Genomic DNA, 20,917 nt, shown 5'->3' on the forward strand with positions numbered 1-20,917 from the left:
GCCCCCCACCCGGCGCGCCGGCCCGCGCCCCCCCCGGGGTGGGGGGGGTGGGGCCCCCGGGGGGGGGGGGGGGGGGCGGGGGGGGGCCCCCCCCCCCCCGGGCCCCCCCCCCCCCCCACCTCGATGCGTAGTGTGCGAGGTTCCGCGTACGGTGCGGGGCCGATCGGGTCGCACGCTGGACGGAACCTCGCACACTGCGGAGGGCCGGACGCAGAACCGCGCACCGTGCGGGGGTCGCATGGTGCGCGGTTCATGGGTCGGTGCCCGGTCGGTTACTCCGCGGACTCCCGGGCGGCGCGGGTCCGCCGGATCATCAGCAGCACCAGGCCGCCGAGCAGCAGGGCGGCCGCGAGGCCGATGCCCGTGCCCATCGCGAGCGGCGAGCCGGTGAACGCGAGCTCTCCCGCGCGGGGCGTGCCGCCGGTGGCCGACGGCGCGTGCGACGGCGACGCGGTCGGGTCGGTACCCGGGTCCGCGACCGGGGCTGCGTCGACGACGACCTGGAGCGAGGTGCTCGACGCCGCGAACGACGCGTCCCCGCTGTACGCGACCGCGACGGTGTTCGTGCCGACCGGCAGCGCGTCGGTCTCGCAGCTCGTCTCCGGCAGCGTGGCCGTGCACAGGACCGTGCCGTCCGCTGCGGTGAACGTCACCGTGCCGGTCGCACCCGCGGGCAGACCGGATGCGCTCAGGCGCACCTTCTTGCCGACGACCGTGTGGGCGGTGTCCGTGGAGGCCACGAGTTCGGTCGGCTGCGCGGTCACGACCAGGTCGAAGGGCTCACCCTCGGCCGGCTCGTAGTTGTCGTCGCCGCTGTACTTCGCGTGCACGCGGTACTTGCCACCGGGGAGGTCCGAGGGGACCGCACACGTGGTCTCCGGCAGCGTCGCGGTGCAGAGGACCGTGCCGTCGTCCGTGACGTAGTCGATGGTGCCGGTGGCGTCCTTCGGGACCTTCGGGGTGTCGAGCGTGGTCGTCTCGCCGTGCGTGACCGTCACCGTGGTGTCGGACGGGCCGGACGGGTCCGTCGGGTCGGACGGCGACGACGGAGTCGGCGTCAGCGTCGTCGACGCCTTGCGCACCGTGAGGTCCACGGCCACCGCGGTCGACGCCGCGTACCGACTGTCACCCGAGTAGACGGCCGTGACGGCGTGCTTCCCGGCGGAGAGACCGGTGACGTCGCAGCTCGTGTCCGGGAGCGTCGCGGTGCAGAGGACCGTGTCGCCCTCGCGGAACTCGACGGTCCCGGTCGGAGCGGCCAACGTGCCGTCCTGGCCCTCGAGACCGTCGACGCCGAGCGTCACGGTCTCGCCGTACGCCGCGGACTCCGGGTCGGCGGTCAGCGCGATCTCGGTCGGGACCTTCGAGACGACGAGCGATCCGGTGCCGCTGGCAGCGGTGTGGTCCGAGTCGCCCTGGTACGTCGCGGTGATGCCCCGCGTGCCGACCTCGGAGGTGGCGACGGTGCAGGACGCGACGCCCGAGGCGATCGTCGCGGAGCACAGCGTCGCGCCCGTCGTCGTGTCGGTGAAGGTCACGGTGCCGGTCGGCGTGGTGCCGCCCTGCGCTGCGCCCGACGCCACGGTCGCGGTCAGGGTGGCGCGGTCCCCCACGATCGCGGTCGCCTCGGACACCGTGACGGCGCTCGACTGCGGCTCGACGGTGACGGCGCGGGTGATCGTGATCGCCTCGGCGTCCGTCGATGCCACGACGGTCGACACGGTGGCGGTGCGGGTGGCGCCGGACACCGTGTACGGGATCGTCAGCTGCGGGAGGACGGTGCCGGGGGCCCGGTTCGCCGCTGCCTGGTCGCACGTGACGACCTGGCCGGACGCGGTGCAGGTCCAGCCGCCACCGGCCGCGGTCGCGGCAGCGGGCGTGAAGCCCGCGGGGAAGGTGGTCGTGGTGCGCACGAGCTGCGACTCCGACCCGCCGTCGGCGGACACGGTCGGGGTGACCGTGTAGGTGCCCGAGCCGGCGTGCGCGACGCTGGTCGTGCCTCCGGTCTGGGCGGTCAGCACCGGCACCGGACCGGCGGCCGTCGTCGTCTTGAGGTAGTTGACCTCGTGGATGTCGTTCTGCCCGCCGGTGCCGGCGACCCAGCCGTAGGTGAGCTTGTAGGGGTAGCCCGTCGCGGGGTCGATCCACGACGAGTCGATGTTCGCGGCGTTCCCCGACGTCGCGAGCTTCGGCAGTGCGCCCGTGACGACCTGCTGCGTGCCGCCGATGGAGGTGAAGACCACCGCGTACTGACCAGCCGGCACGGACACCGAGGTGTTCTCCTGCGCGGTCAGCGTCGACGACGTCGGGTTGACGACGATCTCGACCGGGACCTTCGCCTGGGCGCGGTCGGTGACGCCGGTCTTGTTGAGCGAGCCGGTGACCTGGGTCTTCGACTGCACGCAGTACCCGGTGGAGCCGTCACCCGGGCCGCGCACCGTCACGGCGTTCGCGTACAGGGTGCCGTTCGTCCCGGCGTCGGCGGTGCAGCCGGTTCCGCCGAAGTCGCGGTTCGCGAAGTTGCCGAACCGGTCGAGGCCGATGCCGAGGTAGGCGTGCGACAGCCCCTGCGCGCCGTTCGCGGCGCTCGCGCTGTACCCGAGCGACCCGCCGAGGTACCCGATCTTCGCCGGGACGGCCGGGTTGTACGGGTCCGTCGCGGCCAGGTAGAACACGATGCCGTCGGCCGAGTTGCCGTTGTACTGGTAGCTGTTGAAGACCGCGTCGATGCCCTTGGTGATCGGCACCGACTGCTTCGCGCCCACCCCGCCGGACTGGTTGTTCTCGTTCGAGGTCAGACGGAGCGCGCCGGACCCGTCGACGTCCGCCGTGTCGGAACACGTGGGGATCGAGCCGGTGTTCGAGCCGGACGACGGGCGAGCGGTGAGGCACGCGACGTTCCCGGAGGACGCCGTCGTCGCCGGCAGGATGTAGCCGCTGCCGGCGGTTGAGCCGGTGAAGCCCTCCTGCACGAAGGTGGTCTGCGCCGGAGCGGCGGCCGACGCGCTGGTCGCGCCTGCCCCCACGAGCGCGAGACCGGCGAGACCGGCGACCACGAAGCCGGCGAGGATGCTGCGAGCGCGCGCGACGGCACGCTTCTGGGGTTGTGTACGCACTGGAGCCCTGTTCAGTGAGAAGAGCGGTGCCGACGAGGAGCGTGCGCGCCCGGCTCGTCGGCTCGGGTGTTCACACCGTAGAGCCGGATCGGGTACTCGCGGGTCTCCAAACCGGAGTTCGCACCACAACTGGGGACACGCGCGGGGTGGATCCGCGCGCAGTGTGCGAGGTTCCGGGCACGGTGCGAGGTCGATCGGGTCGCACGCAGGGCGGAACCTCGCACACTACGGCGCGGGGCCGCGCAGCACCGCGGCGCGGGTGCGCGCACCGCGGCGCGGCGTGGGTCAGTCGCCGTGCACGATGCAGACCGCGTCGAGGTCGAGCGCGGCCTCGAGCGCAGCGGAGATGCCGGACTCGCCGTCCGCTCCCGCCGGGGTCACCGTGTCGACCCACCACAACGGCGTGGACAGGGTCGGGGCGTCCGGCAGGATCCGCTGGACCTCGTCGAGGGAGTCCACCCGCCGAACCCCGAGCACCGTGATCACCGGGTGCGTGGCGTCCCGGCAGACCTGCATCATCGGGCCGTCGTCGAGCGCCCGGACACCCCAGGTCTCGTCGTGCAGGAGCAGGGCCTCGGCGACGTCGCGCGTCTCCACTGCGTCCCGGCAGAGCAGGGTGACGTCACGGGGCACCGTGACCGCCGAACGCGTGCGATCCAGAACCGCCGTAGCTCGGACCGCCGGCTCCGCTGACGTGCCCGTCGAGCGTGCCCTCGTCGTGCGCGGGGTCGAGCGGGGCGCCGCCGACGAGTTGCAGGAAGCGGTCCTCGTCGATGCGGTCCAGGAACGCCTCGAGCGCCTCCCACCCGTCGTCGAACCGCACCACGAGCCCGCCGCCGCCGAACGTCGACGTGGTGGTGCGCGGTGGCGGCCAGACGCCGTCGCGGTCGAGGAACTGCGACGCCTCCGGTCCGACGACGACCGCGAGGGGCGTGGGTTCGCCGTGCGACACCGCGCGGACGAGGTGGTCGGCGTCTCCACGACGCTGCATCACCACGCCGAACACCGGCTCGACGTCGTCCGCGACACGGTGCACCGCGTCCAGCAGCTTCGTCGCGAGGGCCGGGTCTGCGCCGTCCTCGGGGATGGTCAGCACGGCGGACATCGTCTCGACGACGACCCCGTCGAGCAGGTGCGCGGTCATGGTCGCCGAGAACCCCTCGCCCACGGCGTACGAGGTCGAGATCGCCGGCGCCTCGTGCTTGGCGTACTGCGTGACGACCCAGCGGTCCCACGGCACGGTGAGCGGCTCCGCGGTGCCCCAGCGCGTCGGGCACGTGCCGACCGTCTCGCACAGGGCCTCGATCGCGGAGCCGATGTCGATCGCCCGCTCGGAGTGGTGTCGGAGCGTCAGGTCGATGCTGATCTGTCGCACGGAGTCCGTCGCGACGGGGTGTTCCGGCGACTGGGTGCCCACGAGCTCGGGGCCGCGCCGGACGAAGTCCTCGATGCCGGAGGCAGCGACCCCCGTGCGGCCGTCACGCAACGTGCCGTCGGGGGCGAGCACGGCCCACGCAGCCCCGTGTGCTCCCAACGCGTGCCGCAGGGCGGGGGTGATGGATGCCTCCTGGCCGGTGCGGAGCACGACCATGCGGCCGGACTCGGACGCACGTCGGAGCAGGGAGGCGAGCGCATCGGTCAGCCACACCACCGGCGAAGCGGACTCGACCACGATGGCGGGGCCGACCACGTCGTCGATGAGGGGATGCCTGACCATCCGGGTCCTCCTCGGGGTTGGCGGGACGCTCGATCCACCTGGACGGTACACACGAGGACGACACCTGTCCGTCAGGCGGGCGGGCTCACAGCGGAGACTCGGGTGCGCCCGGCTCGCGTCCTCGGGACGCCGCGGCAGCCGGCCTGGAGGCACGGATCGCGTCCGCCACGCGGCGCACGGTGGGCGCTCGGCTGGCTTCCAGCGGAGAATCCGCTAGGCTTGCGTCGTCCCACTGAGCGGGGTGCGCGAGTGTAGTTCAATGGTAGAACTCCAGCTTCCCAAGCTGGTAGCGCGGGTTCGATTCCCGTCACTCGCTCCGAAGCACGAAGGGCCGCCCGGATCGGGCGGCCCTTCGTCGTCCGGTCACGAGGTGGTGGGCTCGCCGTTCAGCGTGCTGATGGTGGGCGCGTGCGGCGTGGTCCCAGCCGGCCGAGGAAGGGTGAGCGGATGCGCCACCTCCGCTCGCCCCTCGTCGTCGCCGCGACGGCTGCACTCGTGCTCGCCGGGTGCGCGAGCGGCGGCAGCCCCGGATCGACGGGCACGCCGGCCCCGGTGAGCAGCACGCCGAGTCCGACCGCGACCAGCGTCACACCGGCCGACCGCGCCGCCGTCGCGAAGGCCCTCGCGGCGCTCGAACAGCAGTACGACGCCACCGTCGGGATCGTCGCGACCGACACGACGACCGGCGAGACGATCTCGCACAACGGCGACCGCCGCTTCGGGTACGCGTCCACGCTCAAGGCCTTCGCAGCCGCGCAGTTCCTGCGGTCCGTGCACGGTGCCGCCCGTGACGAACGAGTGCACTGGACCGCGGCCGACGTCACGGCGGCGGGGTACTCCCCGGTGACCGAGCAGCACGTGTCCGACGGGCTGACGTACTCGCAGCTGGCCGAGGCCGCGGTCCGGCAGAGCGACAACACGGCGCTCAACCTCGTCCTCAAGCGGATCGGCGGACCGAAGGGACTCGGCGACGCCCTCACCGAACTCGGCGACGCCACGACCCAGGTGGTCAACGACGAGCCGGCCCTCAACACGATCGAGCCCGGCAGCACCGAGGACACGACCACCCCTGCAGCGTTCACCGCCGACCTGGCGAGGGTGTTCGACGGGCACACGCTGAACGCCTCGGACACCGCGCAGCTCCAGGACTGGATGAGCGGCAACGCCACGGGCGACACCCTCATCCGCGCCGGCGCGCCGAAGGGGTGGACGGTGGCGGACAAGTCCGGTGGCGCAGGCGGCATCCGCAACGACATCGCCCGCATCCAGACGACCGACGGCCACGAGATCACCATCTCGGTCCTGACGACCAGGAACGACCCGGCAGCGAAGTACGACGACGCCCTGGTCGCGAAGTCCGCCGCGGCTGTCCTGCAGGCGTTCGCCACCGAGGACTGAGCGTCACACGGCGTCATCGACGACACGTGTCGGAAACGGACCGCAACTACGATCGCGACATGCCCTCCCCCACCGTCGTCGTCGGCGCCGGCATCATCGGCCTCTCCACCGCCTGGCACCTCGCCGAGCTCGGCCAGCGCGTCGTCGTGGTCGACAGCGGCCCGGCAGCGGGCGGGACGACGACCGCGGGTGCCGGGTTCGTGGGCCTCTGGGCAGCCGGCTACGCCTGGTACTGGAACGAGTCCGAACGGGACGTCGAGCAGTACGGCATCGACTTCTACCGCCGCCTCGCCGAGTCCGGGAACGGCCCGACGGGGTACCGCCAGAACGGCAACGTCTGGCTGACGGTCACCGACGAGGGCCGCGCCGACCACATCCCGCCGTTCGAGGAGCACCGGTTCCGCCCGGCGGGCGCACGCACGCTCACCCCGGCCGAGGCCGCCGACCTCGTCCCGGGCCTCGACCCGTCCGCGGTCACGGCCGGCTTCTTCCACCCCGACGGCATCCAGATCAGCGCGCCCGAAACGGCCGCGGCACTCATCGGAGCACTCGGCGCACGCGGCGTCACGTTCCGCGAGCACACCCCGGTCACCGGCCTGGAGGCACGGGACGGCTCCGTCACGGGCGTCCGGACCGCGAGTGGCGAGGTCATCGACGCCGCGAGGGTCGTGCTCGCCGCCGGCAGCTGGACGAACACCCTCCTCGCACCCTTCGGGCGCGAGCTGCCGACCGTGCGGGTGGTCGCGAGCCGCCTGGTGACGAAGCCGTTCGGTCTGCCGGGCACGCTGCCGACCCTGATGCTCCCCGAACTCCAGGGACTGTGGATCCGGGAGCACCGCGGCGGCCTGACGTACGGCGCGGGCCGCGGGTACGAGCCGCTCTTCGTCAGCGGGGCCGACCGCCGCACCGAACCCGCACGCCGGCCGGTCCGCCCCGACCTGCTCGACGCGATGCGCGAGTCCCTGCACCCGATCGTGGCGAAGCTGCTGCCGGACGCGGCGAGCGCACTCGGGGCGGACGAGACCGCCACGCAGGGCGTCGTCTCGATGACCGCGGACCGGAACTTCATCGTCGGTGCCGTCCCGGAGGTCGCTGGGCTCGTGGTGGCCGGCGGCGACAACGAGTCCGGTGTCACGCACGGTCCGGGCCTCGGGCGGATCGCAGCCGAGCTCAGCGTCACGGGCACGACCACGCTCGGCGACGCGAGCCGGTACGACCCGGCGCGCTTCCCCGCCGAGGCCCTGAGCGAGCAGGACGTCGTCGGGCTGATGCCCGCTCGCCGCGAAGCCGACGCCCGCCGCGCCGGAGCAGCAGCATGAGCACGAGCACTCCCGCCACCACCCACGTCGTCATCGGTGCCGGAGTCGTCGGCGCTGCGACCGCGTACGCCCTGACCGCCCGCGGCGAGCGCGTCCTCCTGGTCGAGCAGCACGAGCGGGGGCACCACAACGGCTCCTCGCACGGTGCGACCCGGATCTTCCGGCAGGGCTACGCCGACGCCGAGTACGTCGCGCTGACGACCCGCGCACTGGAGCTGTGGGAAGCGCTCGAGGCCGCGGGCGACACGACCCTGATCGACCGGACCGGCGCAGTGGACCACGGTCGACCCGAGGTCGTCGACGCCATCGCCGCGGCGCTCTCGGACGCGGGCATCCCGCACGAGACCCTCACCCCGGACGAAGCAGCTGCCCGCTGGCCCGGCATCGCGTTCGAGGGGCACGTCCTCACGCACGACACGGCCGGGCGCATCCACTCCGCCGAGGCGATCGAGCTCTTCCTCACCCTGGCCGAGCGCACGGGGCTCGCCGACCTCCGGTTCGACACCCGGGTCACCGGCGTCCAGGACCACGGCGACGCCGTGACCGTCACCCTGACGGCCGCCGCCGGCGACACCGAGGCGGTCCGCACCGCGTCCGTGGTGGCCGCGGTGGGCTCGTGGGCCCCCACGCTGATCGGTGACCTGCTCGCGGAACGCGGGGCGCGCCTCCCGGCCATCCGCGTCACCCAGAAGCAGCCCGCCCACTTCCCCAGCCACCTGCCGGACGAGGCCTGGCCGAGCTTCGTGCACTGGGCCGACGGCGACGACGTGTACGGCCTGCTCACGCCGGGCGAGGGCGTCAAGGTCGGGTTCCACGGGACGGGACCGGTCGTCGACCCGGACCACCGCGACTTCACGCCAGTACCCGCCGAGGCCGCGCGGCTGCAGGCGTACGTCGAGCGCTTCGTGCCGGGGGTCGACGCGTCGAAGCCGACGTTCATCAGCTGCCTGTACGACAACTCCCCCGACGAGGACTTCGTCATCGACCGTCGGGGCCCCGTCACCGTCGCCACCGGGTTCTCCGGCCACGGCTTCAAGTTCGCACCGCTGCTCGGCGACATGATCGCCGACCTCGCGACCGGCGGGGCACCCCATCCCCGCTTCTCCCTCTGACGCTCCTCCCCACAGACCCAGGACCCATGAAGACCCGACTGATCAGCGCCCTCGCGCTCACCGCGGCCGTCGCCGCCGTCCTCTCCGGCTGCGCCGACACCGGCTCGTCGACCGACTCCGACGTGGACGGCCTCGTCGTGGGCACCACCGACGTCGTCACCTCCCTCGACCCCGCGGGCGCCTGGGACCGTGGCAGCTACACGGTGCAGACGCAGCTGTACCAGCACCTGCTCACCTACCCGGCCGGGAAGACCACCACGAGCCCCGAGGTGGCGAAGTCCTGCGACTTCACCGACGGCACCCACTACGTGTGCGAGATCCGCGACGGCCTGCAGTTCTCGAACGGCGACGACCTGACCGCGAAGGACGTCGTGTTCTCGTTCGAGCGCCAGGTGACCCTCGGGTCGTCGAACGGACCGGGCTCGCTGCTCGCCAACATGGCCTCGGTCTCGGCGTCCGGCAGCACCGTGACCTTCACCCTGAAGCAGGCGAACGACCAGACGTTCCCGTACGTGCTCGCGAGCATGGCGGGCGCGATCGTCGACTCGAAGGTGTTCTCGAAGACGAAGGTGCACGCGAACGCCGGGGTCGTCGGCTCCGGGCCCTACGCGCTCGAGCAGTCCGCCGACAGCGGAGCGACGATCGCCCTCACCGCGAACGAGCACTACGACGGCTCTGTTCCGGCGACGAAGCACGTGACGATCAAGCAGTACACGAAGTCCGCCGACCTCAAGCTCGCCGTGCAGAAGGGCGACGCGGACGTCGCGTACCGCCAGCTCACGCCGACCGAGGTGACCTCGCTGTCGAAGGACGACGGGCTGCAGCGGGTGCAGGGCAACTCCGGTGAGATCCGGTTCCTGGCGTTCAACCTCGACACCATGCCCGGGAAGGACGCCGCGCAGAAGCAGGCGATCCGGCAGGCCGTCGCCGCGTCGGTCGACCGGGCAGCGATCGCGAAGGACGTCTACCAGGGCACCTACGCGCCGGCTTGGTCGATCGTGCCGACCGGGTTCGCCGGGGCGACGGACGCGTTCGAGGACCTGTCCGGGGACTCCGCGAAGTCGATCCTGCAGGACGCCGGCGTGACCACCCCGGTGACCCTGCCGATCGAGTACACGACCGACCACTACGGCTCGGGCTCCGACGACGAGTACGCGCTCATCAAGGAACAGCTCGAGGACACCGGGCTGTTCCGGGTCGACCTGCAGTCGGCGAGCTGGGACACCTACGTCGGCAACGTCGGCAAGAGCGAGTACCCCGTCTTCCAGCTCGGCTTCTTCCAGGACTACCCGGACGCGTCGTCCTACCTGACGCCGGCGTACGGCTCGGCGGACGTGAACCTGCTCGCGAACGGGTTCGACGACACGACGGTGCAGGGGCTCGTCGCGTCCCAGGCCGTGCAGCCGGACATCACGAAGCGCAAGGCCGAGATCGAGCAGATCCAGCAGGACACCGCCGAGTCGGTGCCGCTCATCCCGCTGCTCGCCGGGCAGGAGAACGTGATCGGGCAGAAGTCGCTCACCGGGCTGTCGAAGTCCGTCGACGCGTCCGGACTCTTCCGCATCTGGGAGATCGGGCGCTCGTGAGCCCGTCTTCCCTGCGCACCGCGGTCCGCGACCGGATGGCGGAAGGCCTCGACGACCTCGCTGCGCTCGTCGCGATCCCGTCCGTGCACGATCCGGCCGTGCAGTCGCTCGACGACTGCCACGAGGTCGCCTCCGCCGTGCGGGGCGCGTTCGCGGACCTCGGCCTGGAGGCGCGGCTCGCCACCACCGCGGACGGCTCGCAGGCGGTCATCGCCTCCACCCCCGCACCCGCCGGCGCACCGACGGTGCTGCTCTACGCGCACCACGACGTGCAGCCCGCAGGCGACGTGGAGGCGTGGACCAGCGATCCGTGGACCCTCACCCCGCGGGACGGCCGGCTGTACGGCCGCGGCGCGGCGGACTGCAAGGGCGGGATCGTCACGCACCTCGTGGCACTCCGGGCGCTGCGCGACGTGCACGGGTCGTTCCCCGTCGGGCTCGTCGTGGTCGTCGAGGGCTCGGAGGAGCAGCCGACCGACGGCCTCGAAGACTACGTCGCCGCGCACGCCGACTCCTTCGCCGGGGTCGACGCCGCCGTGGTGATGGACGCCGGGAACGCCGCTGCCGGGGTGCCCGCGCTGGTCACCTCGCTCCGGGGCACCGCGGGTGTGGAGCTCCGGGTCCGGGCACTGCGCGGCAACGTGCACTCGGGGATGTTCGGCGGCGCCGCACCCGATGCCCTCGCCACCCTCGTGTCACTCCTGGCCTCGCTCCGGAACGACGCGGGCGACACGACCATCGACGGGCTCGACGCCTCCGGCACCTGGGACGGGCTCCCCTACGACGCCGGACGGTTCGCGTCCGACGTCGGCATGCTCGACGGCGCCGTACCGATCGGATCCGGGGACCCGGCATCCCAGGTCTGGGCACGACCGGCGGTGACGATCGTGGGGATCGACGCACCGGCAGTCGCGGGGTCCTCGCCGTCCGTGCAGGCCACAGCGGGCGCCGCGCTCAACCTCCGGGTGCCGCCGGGCGTCGACCCCGTCGCGGCGGGTGCGCTGCTCGTGGCGCACCTGGAGCGGCGGGCACCGGCCGGGGTCGAGGTGACTGCGCGGGTCGTCGGCGGCGGTCCGGGGTTCTCCGCGACCGCGGGCCCGTACTCCGACGCGTTCCGGGCTGCGTTGGCATCGTCGTACGAGGTGTCGTCGGTGGGCTCGCTCGGCGGCGGTGGCTCGATCCCGCTCTGTGCGACGTTCGAGCGGGCGATCCCCGGGGTCGAGGTCATCCTCGCGGGGGTGTCCGAGCCCGCGGCGAACGTGCACGCCCCGGACGAGAGCGTCGACCCCTCGGAGATCGAGCACATGGCCCTGGCCGAGGCGACGTTCCTGGCCGCGCTCGCCGCACGCTGACCGCGCCTCCGGTCACCCGGCGGCCGGCACCGGTGCCTTCCTCCGGGTCCGGACCTGCAGCACACCCGTCAGGAGCAGCACGACCAGCCCGATCGCGAGCACCACGAGCCCGGCCAGGAACCCGATCACGACGAGCAGCAGGGTCTCGGTCGACATCCCGCCGGAACCGCCCGTCGTCGAGGCCGCGGCGACCTGTGCCTCGGACCCGTCCGTCGTGGCGGCAGCGGAAGCGCCCGAGACCGTGAACGGCACCGCGACGATCGTGCCGCGGTCACCGACGAGGACGACGTGGTGCCCGCCTTCCGACAGGCCCGCCGTGTCGACCGTGCCCGTGGCCGTGCCGTCGGCGACCGTGAAGTCGCCTGCCTGCACCGGCTCGGAGTACGTCCACGCCGTGCCGCCGGTGTCCTCGCCGGACCAGGCCAGCGAGAGGGCGAGCTCGTCGCCGGCACGGACCTCCTCGGGCAGTCCCGCGTCGGACGCCGACACGACGTCGATCTCACCCGCCTCGATCTTGCGCTGCAACTCATCCGAGTCCGCTGCCGGGGCGGTCGGCGGTGCGGCGGCAGCCGGCGCCTTGGCCGAGTTCGGGTTCTTCGCCGGCGGAGCGGTGACCGCGGCGTTCCGGATCGTCGGCGCGCTCGCGGCCGGGGGCATCTGGACGACGGGCGGCTGGATGACCGTGGTGCCGCCGTTGCCGCCACCGCTCGTCGGGCCGGTCGGCAGTGCGCCGGGGACGGTCTGCCCGGCGAAGTACACCGGGGTGAACGTCTCGAGGGCGGCGTCCTGGGCACCGTGCGCGCCGATCGTGATGATGCCGCACTGCACGGCACCCGACAGGCAGTCCACGCGCTTCGTCGACTGGCCGGTGAACGTGGCCTTCGCGACGACACCCGACTGCGTGAACCCGGCGTTCACCGTCCCGCTGAACTTCGCGGTCGCCGCTGCGCCGGTCCCGGTGTTGTCCGGCCACGCGACGAAGCCCTGCCCGTCCTGACCACCGCTCCCACCGCCGGGGATGTAGTCGTAGCCGTTGCCCGCGGCGCCGCCGGCACTGGGGTACTTCGTGACGTAGCCGAACAGCACGTACAGCCCGGAGCCGTTCGTGTGCTTCGAGAACGCCGATCCCTTGACGGTGAGCGTGCTGCCGGCCGCGGTGGTCGTCAGGCCGGTCGCCGGCTTGACGTTGGTCGACGCGCCGCGGGCGTTCTTCGCTCCCGTGATCGATCCGTCCGCGCCGACGACGGTCGAGCCGCCGGTGCCGCCCGGGTCGGTCGGGGCGGTCGGCTCCTGCACGGTGACGCGCAGGGTCGCGGTGCTCGACGCGACCCTCCCGATGACGGTGTCGCCGATGCCGTTCGTCGCGATCGCCCGGTACCGGTCGCCGTTCAGCGCCTCGGTCGCGGTGATCCGCAGTGTGGAGGTCGTCGCGCCGGACACCGACCCACCGTCCTGCACGTCGGCCCAGCCGGAGGGGGTCTGCTTCTGCCACTGGAGCGTCGGTGTCGGCGAGCCCGTCGTCGTGGCCGTGAAACGGACCTCGGCCGGGGTCGCGCCGCTCACGGTGCCGTCCGCGGCCTTCGTCGCGCCGGTCAGGGTGACCGCGACGTCGGCGGGCTGCTTCGTGAACGCCGGCGTCGTGACGACAGCGAACGTGCGGAGGCCCTGGCCGGCGGGGTCCGTCGCGGTGTTCGTCACGCCGAGGACCACACGGCCGTCGGCGGTGAGGACGAACGGGTCGCCCGTGTAGTTGTTGCCCGGCGAGTACTCGGCCACGACGGTGCGAGCAGTGCTGCCGTCGATCGGGTAGGCGCGGAGGACGTTCCCGGCGTCGGCGCTGCCGGGGGCTGCGACCCAGAGACGCTTCGCGGACTCGTCGACGGCGAGGAACGCGGCGCCGCCGTCCCGGTCGATCGTGGTCGTCACCGACGGGGTGCCCCGGAGTGCGACGGCGCGGAGCTTCCCGTCACCGTCGTTGCTCCACCACGCCCGTCCCTGCGAGTCGACGACGGTCCCGCCGGCGGCGGCCGAGGTCGCCGCCGCACCGATCGACACGTCGGCGACGAGGGCACCGCTGGTGAGGTCGACGACCCGTGCGAGCGCGGCGCCCTGGTCGAACGACACGGCACGCTTCCCGCTCCAGTCGACGCCGACCGAGCTGATCGTCCCGGCGACGGAGCCGATCAGCGTCGCGGTCCGGGTGACGGCACGGACGGTCCCGCCGGCGGGGCTGGGGCCGATCGGGTTCGACGTGCCCGAGTCGGTGGCGGCCACGCGCTGCAGTCCGGCGGAGCCGCCGTTCGCCGCCGGGGCGATCTGCGCGATGATCGAGCCGTCGGCGGGGTCGACCGAGAACGCCTTCGCGGCGGGCACGGCCACCGAGGGCTTCACGTGCACGACGTTCCGGTAGGCGGCGTCGGCACCGCGCTCGACCACGACGTAGCCCTGCACGTTCGCACCCGTACCGCCGAACTCCGCGGCGGGCAGCGAGGCGGTGGCGACGATGTTGCCGGTGGACGGGTCGATGCTCGGCCTCGAGGTCGCGACGCCGGGGTCGATCGGCCCGGCGACCCGCTTGCCGTCGTCGTCCAGCACCAGGTAACTGGCCTTGGCGGTTCCGGCAGCGGGGACCTGGACGACGACCAGACCGTTCTTCGCGTCGCGGAGGACCGTCGTCACCCGCCCGATGGTGGTGTCACCGGCGGTGGTCTGCACGCCGGTGCTCACGAGGCCCTGGACGCCCGGCTCGCTGAACTGCTCGTCGGGATCCGACCCCTCGGCCGGCCAGCCGCCCGTGACGTGCACGGACAGCGGGTCGAGCGCGGTGCCCGCCGAGTAGAACTGCGTCGGGTTGCTCCCGCCGGTGATGTCCGCCGCGAACGCCGCAGCGCCCGCCGCCGTGATCGTGGTCGGCAGGTCGGTCCACGAGTAGTCGCCCGCGGTCACCGCCCGGGTGCCCTTCGTGACGTCGATCGTGGCGAAGGCGATGCGCTTGGTGCCCGGGTCCGAGGTCGTGGCGCCCGTGGTGGGGTCCACGAGCCGCACGTCCACCCCCGCGGTCATCGTGCCCGAGGTCGGCGTGAGCTCGATCGTCGGGTCGCTCAGCGTGATGACGAACGTGTGGGCGCGGTAGTCGAACACGACCTTGCCGGACCCGTTGACGGTGAGCTTCCGGGTGCTCGCGTCGTAGGTGCCGTCGGCCGCGGCGAACCGGAACGTGCCGTCACTCTGCTTCGTGGCACCGTCCGACGCCGACTGGCCGGCCGCGGGCACGTAGTTCCGGAACGACTTCTTGAACCCCCAGTCCAGCGTGCCTCCGGAGACGATGGAGGCGCCGGAGCCCGCGGCGACGGCGGGGACCGTGCCGACGATGGCCGACGTCAGGCCGATGATCGCGGCGACGGTGACGCCGAGCACACGGAGGTGCAGTGGCGGTCGGGTCTGGGTGTGCATGGGTTCCTCGGGTGGGATCGGGTGGATCGGGGCGGGAGAGAAGGGGGTGCCCTGGACGGCGGCCAGCCGCCCAGGGCCGAGGGTCACCAGTTGACGGGGACCTGGACCTCGTCGAGCTCGGCGGGGTCGTTCGCGACGCCGTGCGCCGAGAACGTCTGGACGAAGCACTGGTACTGGCCGAGAGCGGTGTTCGCGGCCTTCGTCTTGGTGGCGTCGTAGTCGCAGTTCACGGTCGCCGCCGCGTCGCCGGTGTGGTGCGGGTCGGCGGTGTAGCTCTTCGCGACGTTCAGCGTGGTGGTGAACCCGCCGGAGGCCGAGAACGCGCTCTTCGAGACCCACTGCGCCGAGCCGAACCAGCCCGAGTTGGTGAAGTAGTCCGCTTCCTTGGGGCCGTACACGACGTACACGCCGAAGCCGCGCCCCTGGGCGTTGCCGTCGAAGCCGTCGCCGGTGACCGTCACGGTGCCGCTCCCGACGCCGTTCACCGCGCCGCTGCCGTCGGTGACGACCGACGCCGGTCCGCTGACGGACAGGCTCGCGCCGAACTCGTTCGTGACCGCGGTCGCGGCCGAGGCGCTGACGGCCGGCAGGACGGCCAGCCCGATCGCCGCGACCCCTGCCGCGAGCGTGACGCCGAACGTGCGCATGGTTCTTGCCATGGTGTTCCCTCTCAGTTGTTGACTGGTGTTGCAGTGCGGGTGCCCCCTGTGGACCCCGACTCCTCAGCGCGCCGTGCCGCCCGACGGGCGTGCACGATCGCGAAGACGACGAGCGCCGCGACCGCGACGACGAGTGCGGCGAGCCCGCCGAGCACGATGCGCAGCACGCTCGGATCGATGCCACCGGCATCACCGCCGGCAGCCGCGGCGACCGCGGTCGGCGTCGCCGTCGGGGTGGTGGTCGCCGAGGCGGTCGCAGAAGCACTCGGTGCCGTCGTCGCCCGAGCGGACGCGCCCGCCCCCGGCGTCGCAGCGGCGGACGGACTGGAGGCACGACCCGCCTCCGTCGCGCCGGCCTGCGTCTGCCCCGTGGCTGGCCCGGTGCTCCCGGCGAGCGTGCCGCCCGTGCCGTAGAGGTTCTGCACCGAGACCGGCGTGAACGACTCGTTGTTCGCGTTCGACACCCCGTGCGCGCCGATCGTGATGATCCCGCACTGCACGCGCGCGCAGTCGACGGTCCTCGCGGCGCCGTTCCGGTCGAGCGCCTGGAACGTGGAGCCGGGCACCTTGAGCGTCGCCGACCAGGTGCCGGTCGCCGAGTCCACGGTGCCGCCGTTCGCCGCGTAGCCGGTGGAGCTGCCCTCGAACGCGACGAAGTCCAGGTACCCGGTGGGGTTCGACTCGTCGTCGGGGACGTAGCTGTAGTCCACGCCCGTGGCGCCGCCCTTGCTCGGCTGCCAGGTGCCGGCGACGGTGCCGAACGCGACGTAGATGCCGCCGTACCCGTTCTTGATGCCCTGGAACCCGGAGCCGTTCAGCCGCAGGGTCGTGAGGTAGGTGGAGTCGACCTGGTTCGTGACCTCGGGGTGGCCCTCGATCGCGACGCTGACCCGGCCCGCTGCCGAGGCGGGCGCGGCTCCGGCGAGCAGGAGCGCACCGGAGGCCGCGGCGACGAGCACCCCGGCGAGCGCGGCGCGGAGCGGGCGGTGGGTTCGGGTGGTCACTGGACGGCCTCCTGGCGGGTGGGGACGACGACGGGGGTTCCGGAGTGCGGGTCCGGCAGGACGGTGACGGGGTGCCGGTAGACGGTGCTGATCCGTTCGGCGGTGATGACCTCGTCCGGGGTGCCGTCCGCGACCAACCGGCCGTCGGCGAGCATCGCGACCCGGTCGGCGTACGCCCCGGCGAGGGTGAGGTCGTGCAGGACCACGACGACCGCTCCCCCGGCGGCGGCGTGCGCGCGGGCGATCCGGAGCACGCCCTCCTGGTGGCGCAGGTCGAGCGCCGCGGTGGGCTCGTCGAGCAGCAGCACGGGTGTCTCCTGCGCGGTGATCCGGGCGAAGGACGCCCGTGCGCGCTCCCCGCCGGACAGCGAGGGGAACGTCTGGTCGATGCGGTCGGCGAGCTCCACCTGGTCGAGCACGCGTGCCACGACCCGGTCGTCGTCCTCGGCGCGGTCGGTCCCGCGCCAGGGCGCCCGCCCCATCCGGACGACCTCGCCGACCCGGAACCCGAACGCGACGGCGTGCTCCTGTTCGAGCACCGCGCGGCGCCGGGCGGTGGCGATCGGCGGCTCGGACCCGGCCGGCACCCCGTCGACCGTGACCGTGCCGGTGTGGTCGACGTCGCCCGCGATCGCCCGGAGCAGCGTGGACTTGCCGGCACCGTTCGGTCCGACGAGGGCGAGCACCTCGCCGCGCTCGACGACCAGGTCGACGTCGGTGAGCAGTGCGCGGCGCCCGACGACCACGCCGAGGCCGCTGACGGTCACCCCGGTCACGCGGGTCGCGCCGGTCATGCCCAGCCTCCCGACCGTCGGCGTGCGCGGCGCAGGAGCCAGAAGAAGAACGGCCCGCCGACGAGCGACGTGAGCATGCCGATCGGCAGGTCCGCGTACGGCACGAGCGTCCGGGCGAGCAGGTCCGCGATCGTCAGGAGCAGCGCGCCGCCGAGCGTCGAGACGAGCAGCAGCGGGCCGTGCGCCGGGCCGATGAGCATCCGCATGAGGTGCGGGACGACGAGCCCGACGAACGCGATGATCCCGGCGAACGCGACCGCTGCCCCGACGAGCAGCGCGACGACGACGATCGCGACGATCCGGACGGCCTCGACCCGGACCCCGACGTGCCGGGCGGCCCGGTCGCCGAGCGACAGCAGGTCGAGGGAGCGGGTGAGCACGACGGAGCCGGCGAGCCCGAGTCCGACGACCGGGGCGATCGCCGCCGCCTGGTCCCACATCGAGCCGTTGAGGGACCCGAGCTGCCAGAACACGATCTGCTCGCGGGCCTGCTGGTCCCCGAGGAAGGTGAGGAACGCCAGCCCCGCCCCCGTGAAGGCGTTCACCGCGATGCCGGTCAGCAGGAGCGTGACGACCTCGGTGCGTCCGCCCGCGCGGGACAGTCCGTAGACGAGCATCGTCGCGACGAGTCCCGCAGCGAACGCCATGAGCGGGGTCGTCCAGTACCCGGCGAACTGCAGACCGAACACGATCGAGGCGCAGGCTCCGAAGGCGGCGCCTCCCGAGACGCCGACGACCCCGGGGTCCGCCAGCGGGTTCGCGAACACCGCCTGCATGAGCACCCCGGCCGCGGCGAGTGCGGCGCCGATCAGGAGCGCCATGACGACCCGAGGGAACCGGATCGTCCAGAGCGCCTGCGTGACGAGGTCGTCCGAGGGTCCGGCGACCGGCAGTCCGATCGAGCGTCCGACGGTGCGGAGCACCTCGGCCGGGGAGATCCCGAGCTGCCCGACGCTCGCCGACACGAGCGTGGCGACGACGAGCGCCACCACCAGCGCGACCGTCAGCAGCGTGATCCGGCCGACCCGTGACCTGGACGCAACCGGCGGTGGGACCGCGACGTTCGGGGCGGGCGCGACCCGCGCCTCCAGACCGGTCATCGCGACCGCTCCGGAGCGTAGATCGCCGCTGCCAGCGCGGCCACGATCTCGGGCGTACGCGGCCCGAAGCTCATCACCGTCGTGTCGGCCATGTCCACGATGCGGCGGTGCTGCCCGGCCGGGGTCTTCGCGATCGCGGGGACCCGCTGCAGCAGCCCGTCGACGCCGCCCACCGACTCGAGGCCCTTCGTCATCATGATCACGAGGTCGGGCTTCATGGCGACGAGCGCTTCGGCGTTCACCGGCCGCATGCCCTTCCAGTCCTGCTCCGTCGCGATGTCCCGCCCGCCGACCGCGTCGATGAGCGAGTCCGCGCCGGACTCCTGGCCGAAGAGGTAGTAGATGCCGGCGTTCCCCCGCACGTACAGGAAGACCATCCGGAGCTTGTCCGCCTCCGACTGCGGGGCGATGCGCGCGACCTGCGCGGCGACGGCTTCCTGCTGCTCGTGCACCTCGTCGACCAACCGTGCACCCGTCTCGGGCACACCGAGCGCCGTCGCGACCTGGTCGATGATCCGGTCGGTGTTCGAGGTGTCCCGGTGCGAGTCCACGACGACGACCGGGATCCCCGCCTTCCGGATCTGCAGGACGACGTCCCAGGGGCCGAGCGACGTGTCCGTGAGCAGCACGGTGGGACGGAGCGCGAGGATCGCCTCGGCGGAGAGCTCGTGCCCGTTCTGGGTGACGAGCGGCAGCTCCTCGGTGCCGGCGAACCCGGTGGAGACGTCGCGTCCGACGAGGTTCCCGCCGAGGCCGAGGCCGTACACGGTCGACGACAGCGTGCCGTAGACGTCGAGCGCGAGGATGCGGTCCGCGCTCGTCACGGTGACCTCCGTGTCCTGGTTGTCCGTGACGGTGACGGGCAGCTCCGGCTCGTCGACCGTGCTCGCCTTCGGCGGCAGGTCGGTCGTCAGGGTCGCGGTGCTCGCGCCGGTGACGGACTTCGCGTCGGTGACGGGGGCGATGGCCTGGAGGCTCGTGGCCGGGTCCGTCGCGCTCGTCGCGGAGTCCGCGGTGCGGGCTGCGGCGGTGCCGGCTTGTTCCGGCGCGCCGCCGGCGCTGCACCCGGTGGCCACGGCGAGGACGACGAGGGCGGAGGCGGCGGCCAGGAGGGCGCGGCGGCGTGACGGCATGGAAGGGCGATCCCCGGGGAACTGGAACGAAAGGCGAGTTAGGTTAGCCTCACCTGAGTGTTAACTTAGGTGAGGCTAACCTGACTTGTCCAGCGGTCGTCTCCGCTACGGTTGTCGGGTGCGAATCGTCGTGGCTCCGGACTCCTTCAAGGGCACCGCGACGGCAGCGTCCGTCGCCGAGGCGATCCGCGAGGGCTGGCTGTCCGTGCGACCGGACGACTCCGTGACGCTCGCGCCGATGGCCGACGGCGGCGAGGGCACGCTCGACGCCTTCGCGACCGCCGTCCCCGGTGCGGTCCGCGTCCCGATCACGGTCACCGGACCGGACGGCTCCCCCGTCGACACGTCCTGGCTCCGACTGCCGGACGGCCGTGCCGTGGTCGAGCTCGCGGCGACGAGTGGGCTCCCCCTGCTCGGCGGGGACCTGCTGCCGGACACCGCGACCTCGCGCGGGTTCGGCGAGACGATCGCCGCCGCGCTCTCCTCCGGGGTGACCGGCCTCGTGCTCGGGATCGGGGGCAGTGCGTCGACGGACGGCGGTTCGTCCGTTCTCGACGTCATCGGCGATCTCCCGCTGCCGTCCGGCGGGGTCGTCGTGCTCACCGACGTCACGTCACCGTTGCTCGGGCCGACGGGTGCCGCCGCGGTCTTCGGGCCGCAGAAGGGCATCACGCCCGACCGGGTGGCCTCATTCGACGACCGCTTGGCCGCCTTCGCGGGGCGCTTCCCTGACGTCGACCCCTCGACGCCTGGCGCCGGTGCCGCCGGCGGCGTGGGGTTCGGGCTGCTGGTGTGGGGCGCGACGCTCGCGCGAGGGGCCTCGGCGGTCGCGGACGTCCTGGGACTCCCGGCACTGCTGGACGGGGCCGACGTGGTGGTCACGGGCGAGGGGCGGTACGACGGGCAGAGCGCCGCGGGCAAGGTGCCGTCGGTGGTGCGGGCCCTGGCGGCGTCGCACGCTCCCGCTGCTCGGTCGATGCTCGTCGCGGGGGCGATCGATGCCCCGCTGGACGACTACGACGCCGCCGCCTCGCTCACCGTGCTCGCGACGCAGACCACCGGCGAGCCCGCCGACGCCCTGGCCGACCCGCTGCGGTTCGCCCGGATCGCCGGGCAGCGGTTGGCGAGGCTCGCCTGAAGGCTTCAGCGGATCCAGTTGTCGGAGGCTGTCGCC

General features: G+C 73.1%; 15 protein-coding genes and 1 tRNA gene. 7 read left to right on the forward strand and 9 right to left on the reverse strand.

What is annotated here, in order from left to right; all coding sequences use genetic code 11:
* Window positions 1-272: 272 nt before the first annotated feature.
* From ABIC61_RS10405 to ABIC61_RS10415, 3 genes are all read right to left on the reverse strand, one after another.
* A complete protein-coding gene (locus ABIC61_RS10405) occupies window positions 273-3,116 on the reverse strand; it encodes an Ig-like domain repeat protein (RefSeq protein ID WP_354029838.1) in 2,844 nt (947 codons plus the stop codon).
* Window positions 3,117-3,401: 285 nt separating this feature from the next.
* The gene (locus tag ABIC61_RS10410) at window positions 3,402-3,749 is read right to left on the reverse strand and encodes a hypothetical protein (RefSeq protein WP_144757036.1); all 348 of its coding nucleotides are present in this window, start codon (window positions 3,747-3,749) and stop codon (window positions 3,402-3,404) included.
* Window positions 3,739-4,833, reverse strand: coding sequence for a DUF6177 family protein (locus ABIC61_RS10415; protein ID WP_354029839.1), 1,095 nt, complete (start codon window positions 4,831-4,833; stop codon window positions 3,739-3,741). Before ABIC61_RS10415 ends, ABIC61_RS10410 begins: the two co-directional genes overlap by 11 nt.
* Before the next feature lie 245 nt (window positions 4,834-5,078).
* On the opposite strand from ABIC61_RS10415, the gene ABIC61_RS10420 reads away from it, so the two are divergent.
* From ABIC61_RS10420 to ABIC61_RS10445, 6 genes are all read left to right on the forward strand, one after another.
* Window positions 5,079-5,149: transfer RNA gene (locus ABIC61_RS10420), tRNA-Gly, on the forward strand.
* A gap of 131 nt (window positions 5,150-5,280) precedes the next feature.
* Window positions 5,281-6,231: a class A beta-lactamase gene (gene bla, locus ABIC61_RS10425; RefSeq protein ID WP_354029840.1), complete on the forward strand. Its 951-nt coding sequence runs from the start codon at window positions 5,281-5,283 to the stop codon at window positions 6,229-6,231.
* A gap of 59 nt (window positions 6,232-6,290) precedes the next feature.
* Window positions 6,291-7,550 carry an NAD(P)/FAD-dependent oxidoreductase gene (locus ABIC61_RS10430; RefSeq protein WP_354029841.1) on the forward strand — a complete coding sequence of 420 codons (1,260 nt, stop codon included), beginning with the start codon at window positions 6,291-6,293 and terminating at the stop codon, window positions 7,548-7,550.
* A complete protein-coding gene (locus tag ABIC61_RS10435) occupies window positions 7,547-8,662 on the forward strand; it encodes an FAD-dependent oxidoreductase (RefSeq protein WP_354029842.1) in 1,116 nt (371 codons plus the stop codon). Before ABIC61_RS10430 ends, ABIC61_RS10435 begins: the two co-directional genes overlap by 4 nt.
* 26 nt (window positions 8,663-8,688) lie before the next feature.
* Window positions 8,689-10,248, forward strand: a complete 1,560-nt coding sequence (locus ABIC61_RS10440; RefSeq protein ID WP_354029843.1) for an ABC transporter substrate-binding protein — start codon at window positions 8,689-8,691, stop codon at window positions 10,246-10,248.
* The gene (locus tag ABIC61_RS10445) at window positions 10,245-11,600 is read left to right on the forward strand and encodes a M20/M25/M40 family metallo-hydrolase (RefSeq protein ID WP_354029844.1); all 1,356 of its coding nucleotides are present in this window, start codon (window positions 10,245-10,247) and stop codon (window positions 11,598-11,600) included. Before ABIC61_RS10440 ends, ABIC61_RS10445 begins: the two co-directional genes overlap by 4 nt.
* Window positions 11,601-11,612: 12 nt before the next feature.
* Here ABIC61_RS10445 and ABIC61_RS10450 read toward each other — a convergent pair whose 3' ends face one another.
* The 6 genes from ABIC61_RS10450 to ABIC61_RS10475 form a co-directional block, all read right to left on the reverse strand.
* Window positions 11,613-15,053: an HtaA domain-containing protein gene (locus tag ABIC61_RS10450; RefSeq protein ID WP_354029845.1), complete on the reverse strand. Its 3,441-nt coding sequence runs from the start codon at window positions 15,051-15,053 to the stop codon at window positions 11,613-11,615.
* 83 nt (window positions 15,054-15,136) lie between these two features.
* Entirely contained in the window at window positions 15,137-15,712 is a 576-nt protein-coding gene (locus tag ABIC61_RS10455; protein ID WP_354029846.1) for a hypothetical protein, read from the reverse strand.
* Between the two features lie 11 nt (window positions 15,713-15,723).
* Window positions 15,724-16,716, reverse strand: a complete 993-nt coding sequence (locus tag ABIC61_RS10460; protein ID WP_354029847.1) for a hypothetical protein — start codon at window positions 16,714-16,716, stop codon at window positions 15,724-15,726.
* Window positions 16,713-17,510 carry a heme ABC transporter ATP-binding protein gene (locus tag ABIC61_RS10465; protein WP_354029848.1) on the reverse strand — a complete coding sequence of 266 codons (798 nt, stop codon included), beginning with the start codon at window positions 17,508-17,510 and terminating at the stop codon, window positions 16,713-16,715. Before ABIC61_RS10465 ends, ABIC61_RS10460 begins: the two co-directional genes overlap by 4 nt.
* Window positions 17,507-18,610 carry a FecCD family ABC transporter permease gene (locus tag ABIC61_RS10470; RefSeq protein WP_354029849.1) on the reverse strand — a complete coding sequence of 368 codons (1,104 nt, stop codon included), beginning with the start codon at window positions 18,608-18,610 and terminating at the stop codon, window positions 17,507-17,509. Before ABIC61_RS10470 ends, ABIC61_RS10465 begins: the two co-directional genes overlap by 4 nt.
* Window positions 18,607-19,743, reverse strand: coding sequence for a heme/hemin ABC transporter substrate-binding protein (locus ABIC61_RS10475; RefSeq protein WP_354029850.1), 1,137 nt, complete (start codon window positions 19,741-19,743; stop codon window positions 18,607-18,609). Before ABIC61_RS10475 ends, ABIC61_RS10470 begins: the two co-directional genes overlap by 4 nt.
* 118 nt (window positions 19,744-19,861) lie before the next feature.
* On the opposite strand from ABIC61_RS10475, the gene ABIC61_RS10480 reads away from it, so the two are divergent.
* On the forward strand, window positions 19,862-20,881 hold the full coding sequence (locus tag ABIC61_RS10480) for a glycerate kinase (RefSeq protein ID WP_354029851.1): 1,020 nt from the start codon (window positions 19,862-19,864) through the stop codon (window positions 20,879-20,881).
* Window positions 20,882-20,917 lie beyond the last annotated feature (36 nt).

It is taken from the genome of Curtobacterium sp. 1544 (genome assembly GCF_040544915.1).
Taxonomy (GTDB): domain Bacteria; phylum Actinomycetota; class Actinomycetes; order Actinomycetales; family Microbacteriaceae; genus Curtobacterium; species Curtobacterium pusillum_C.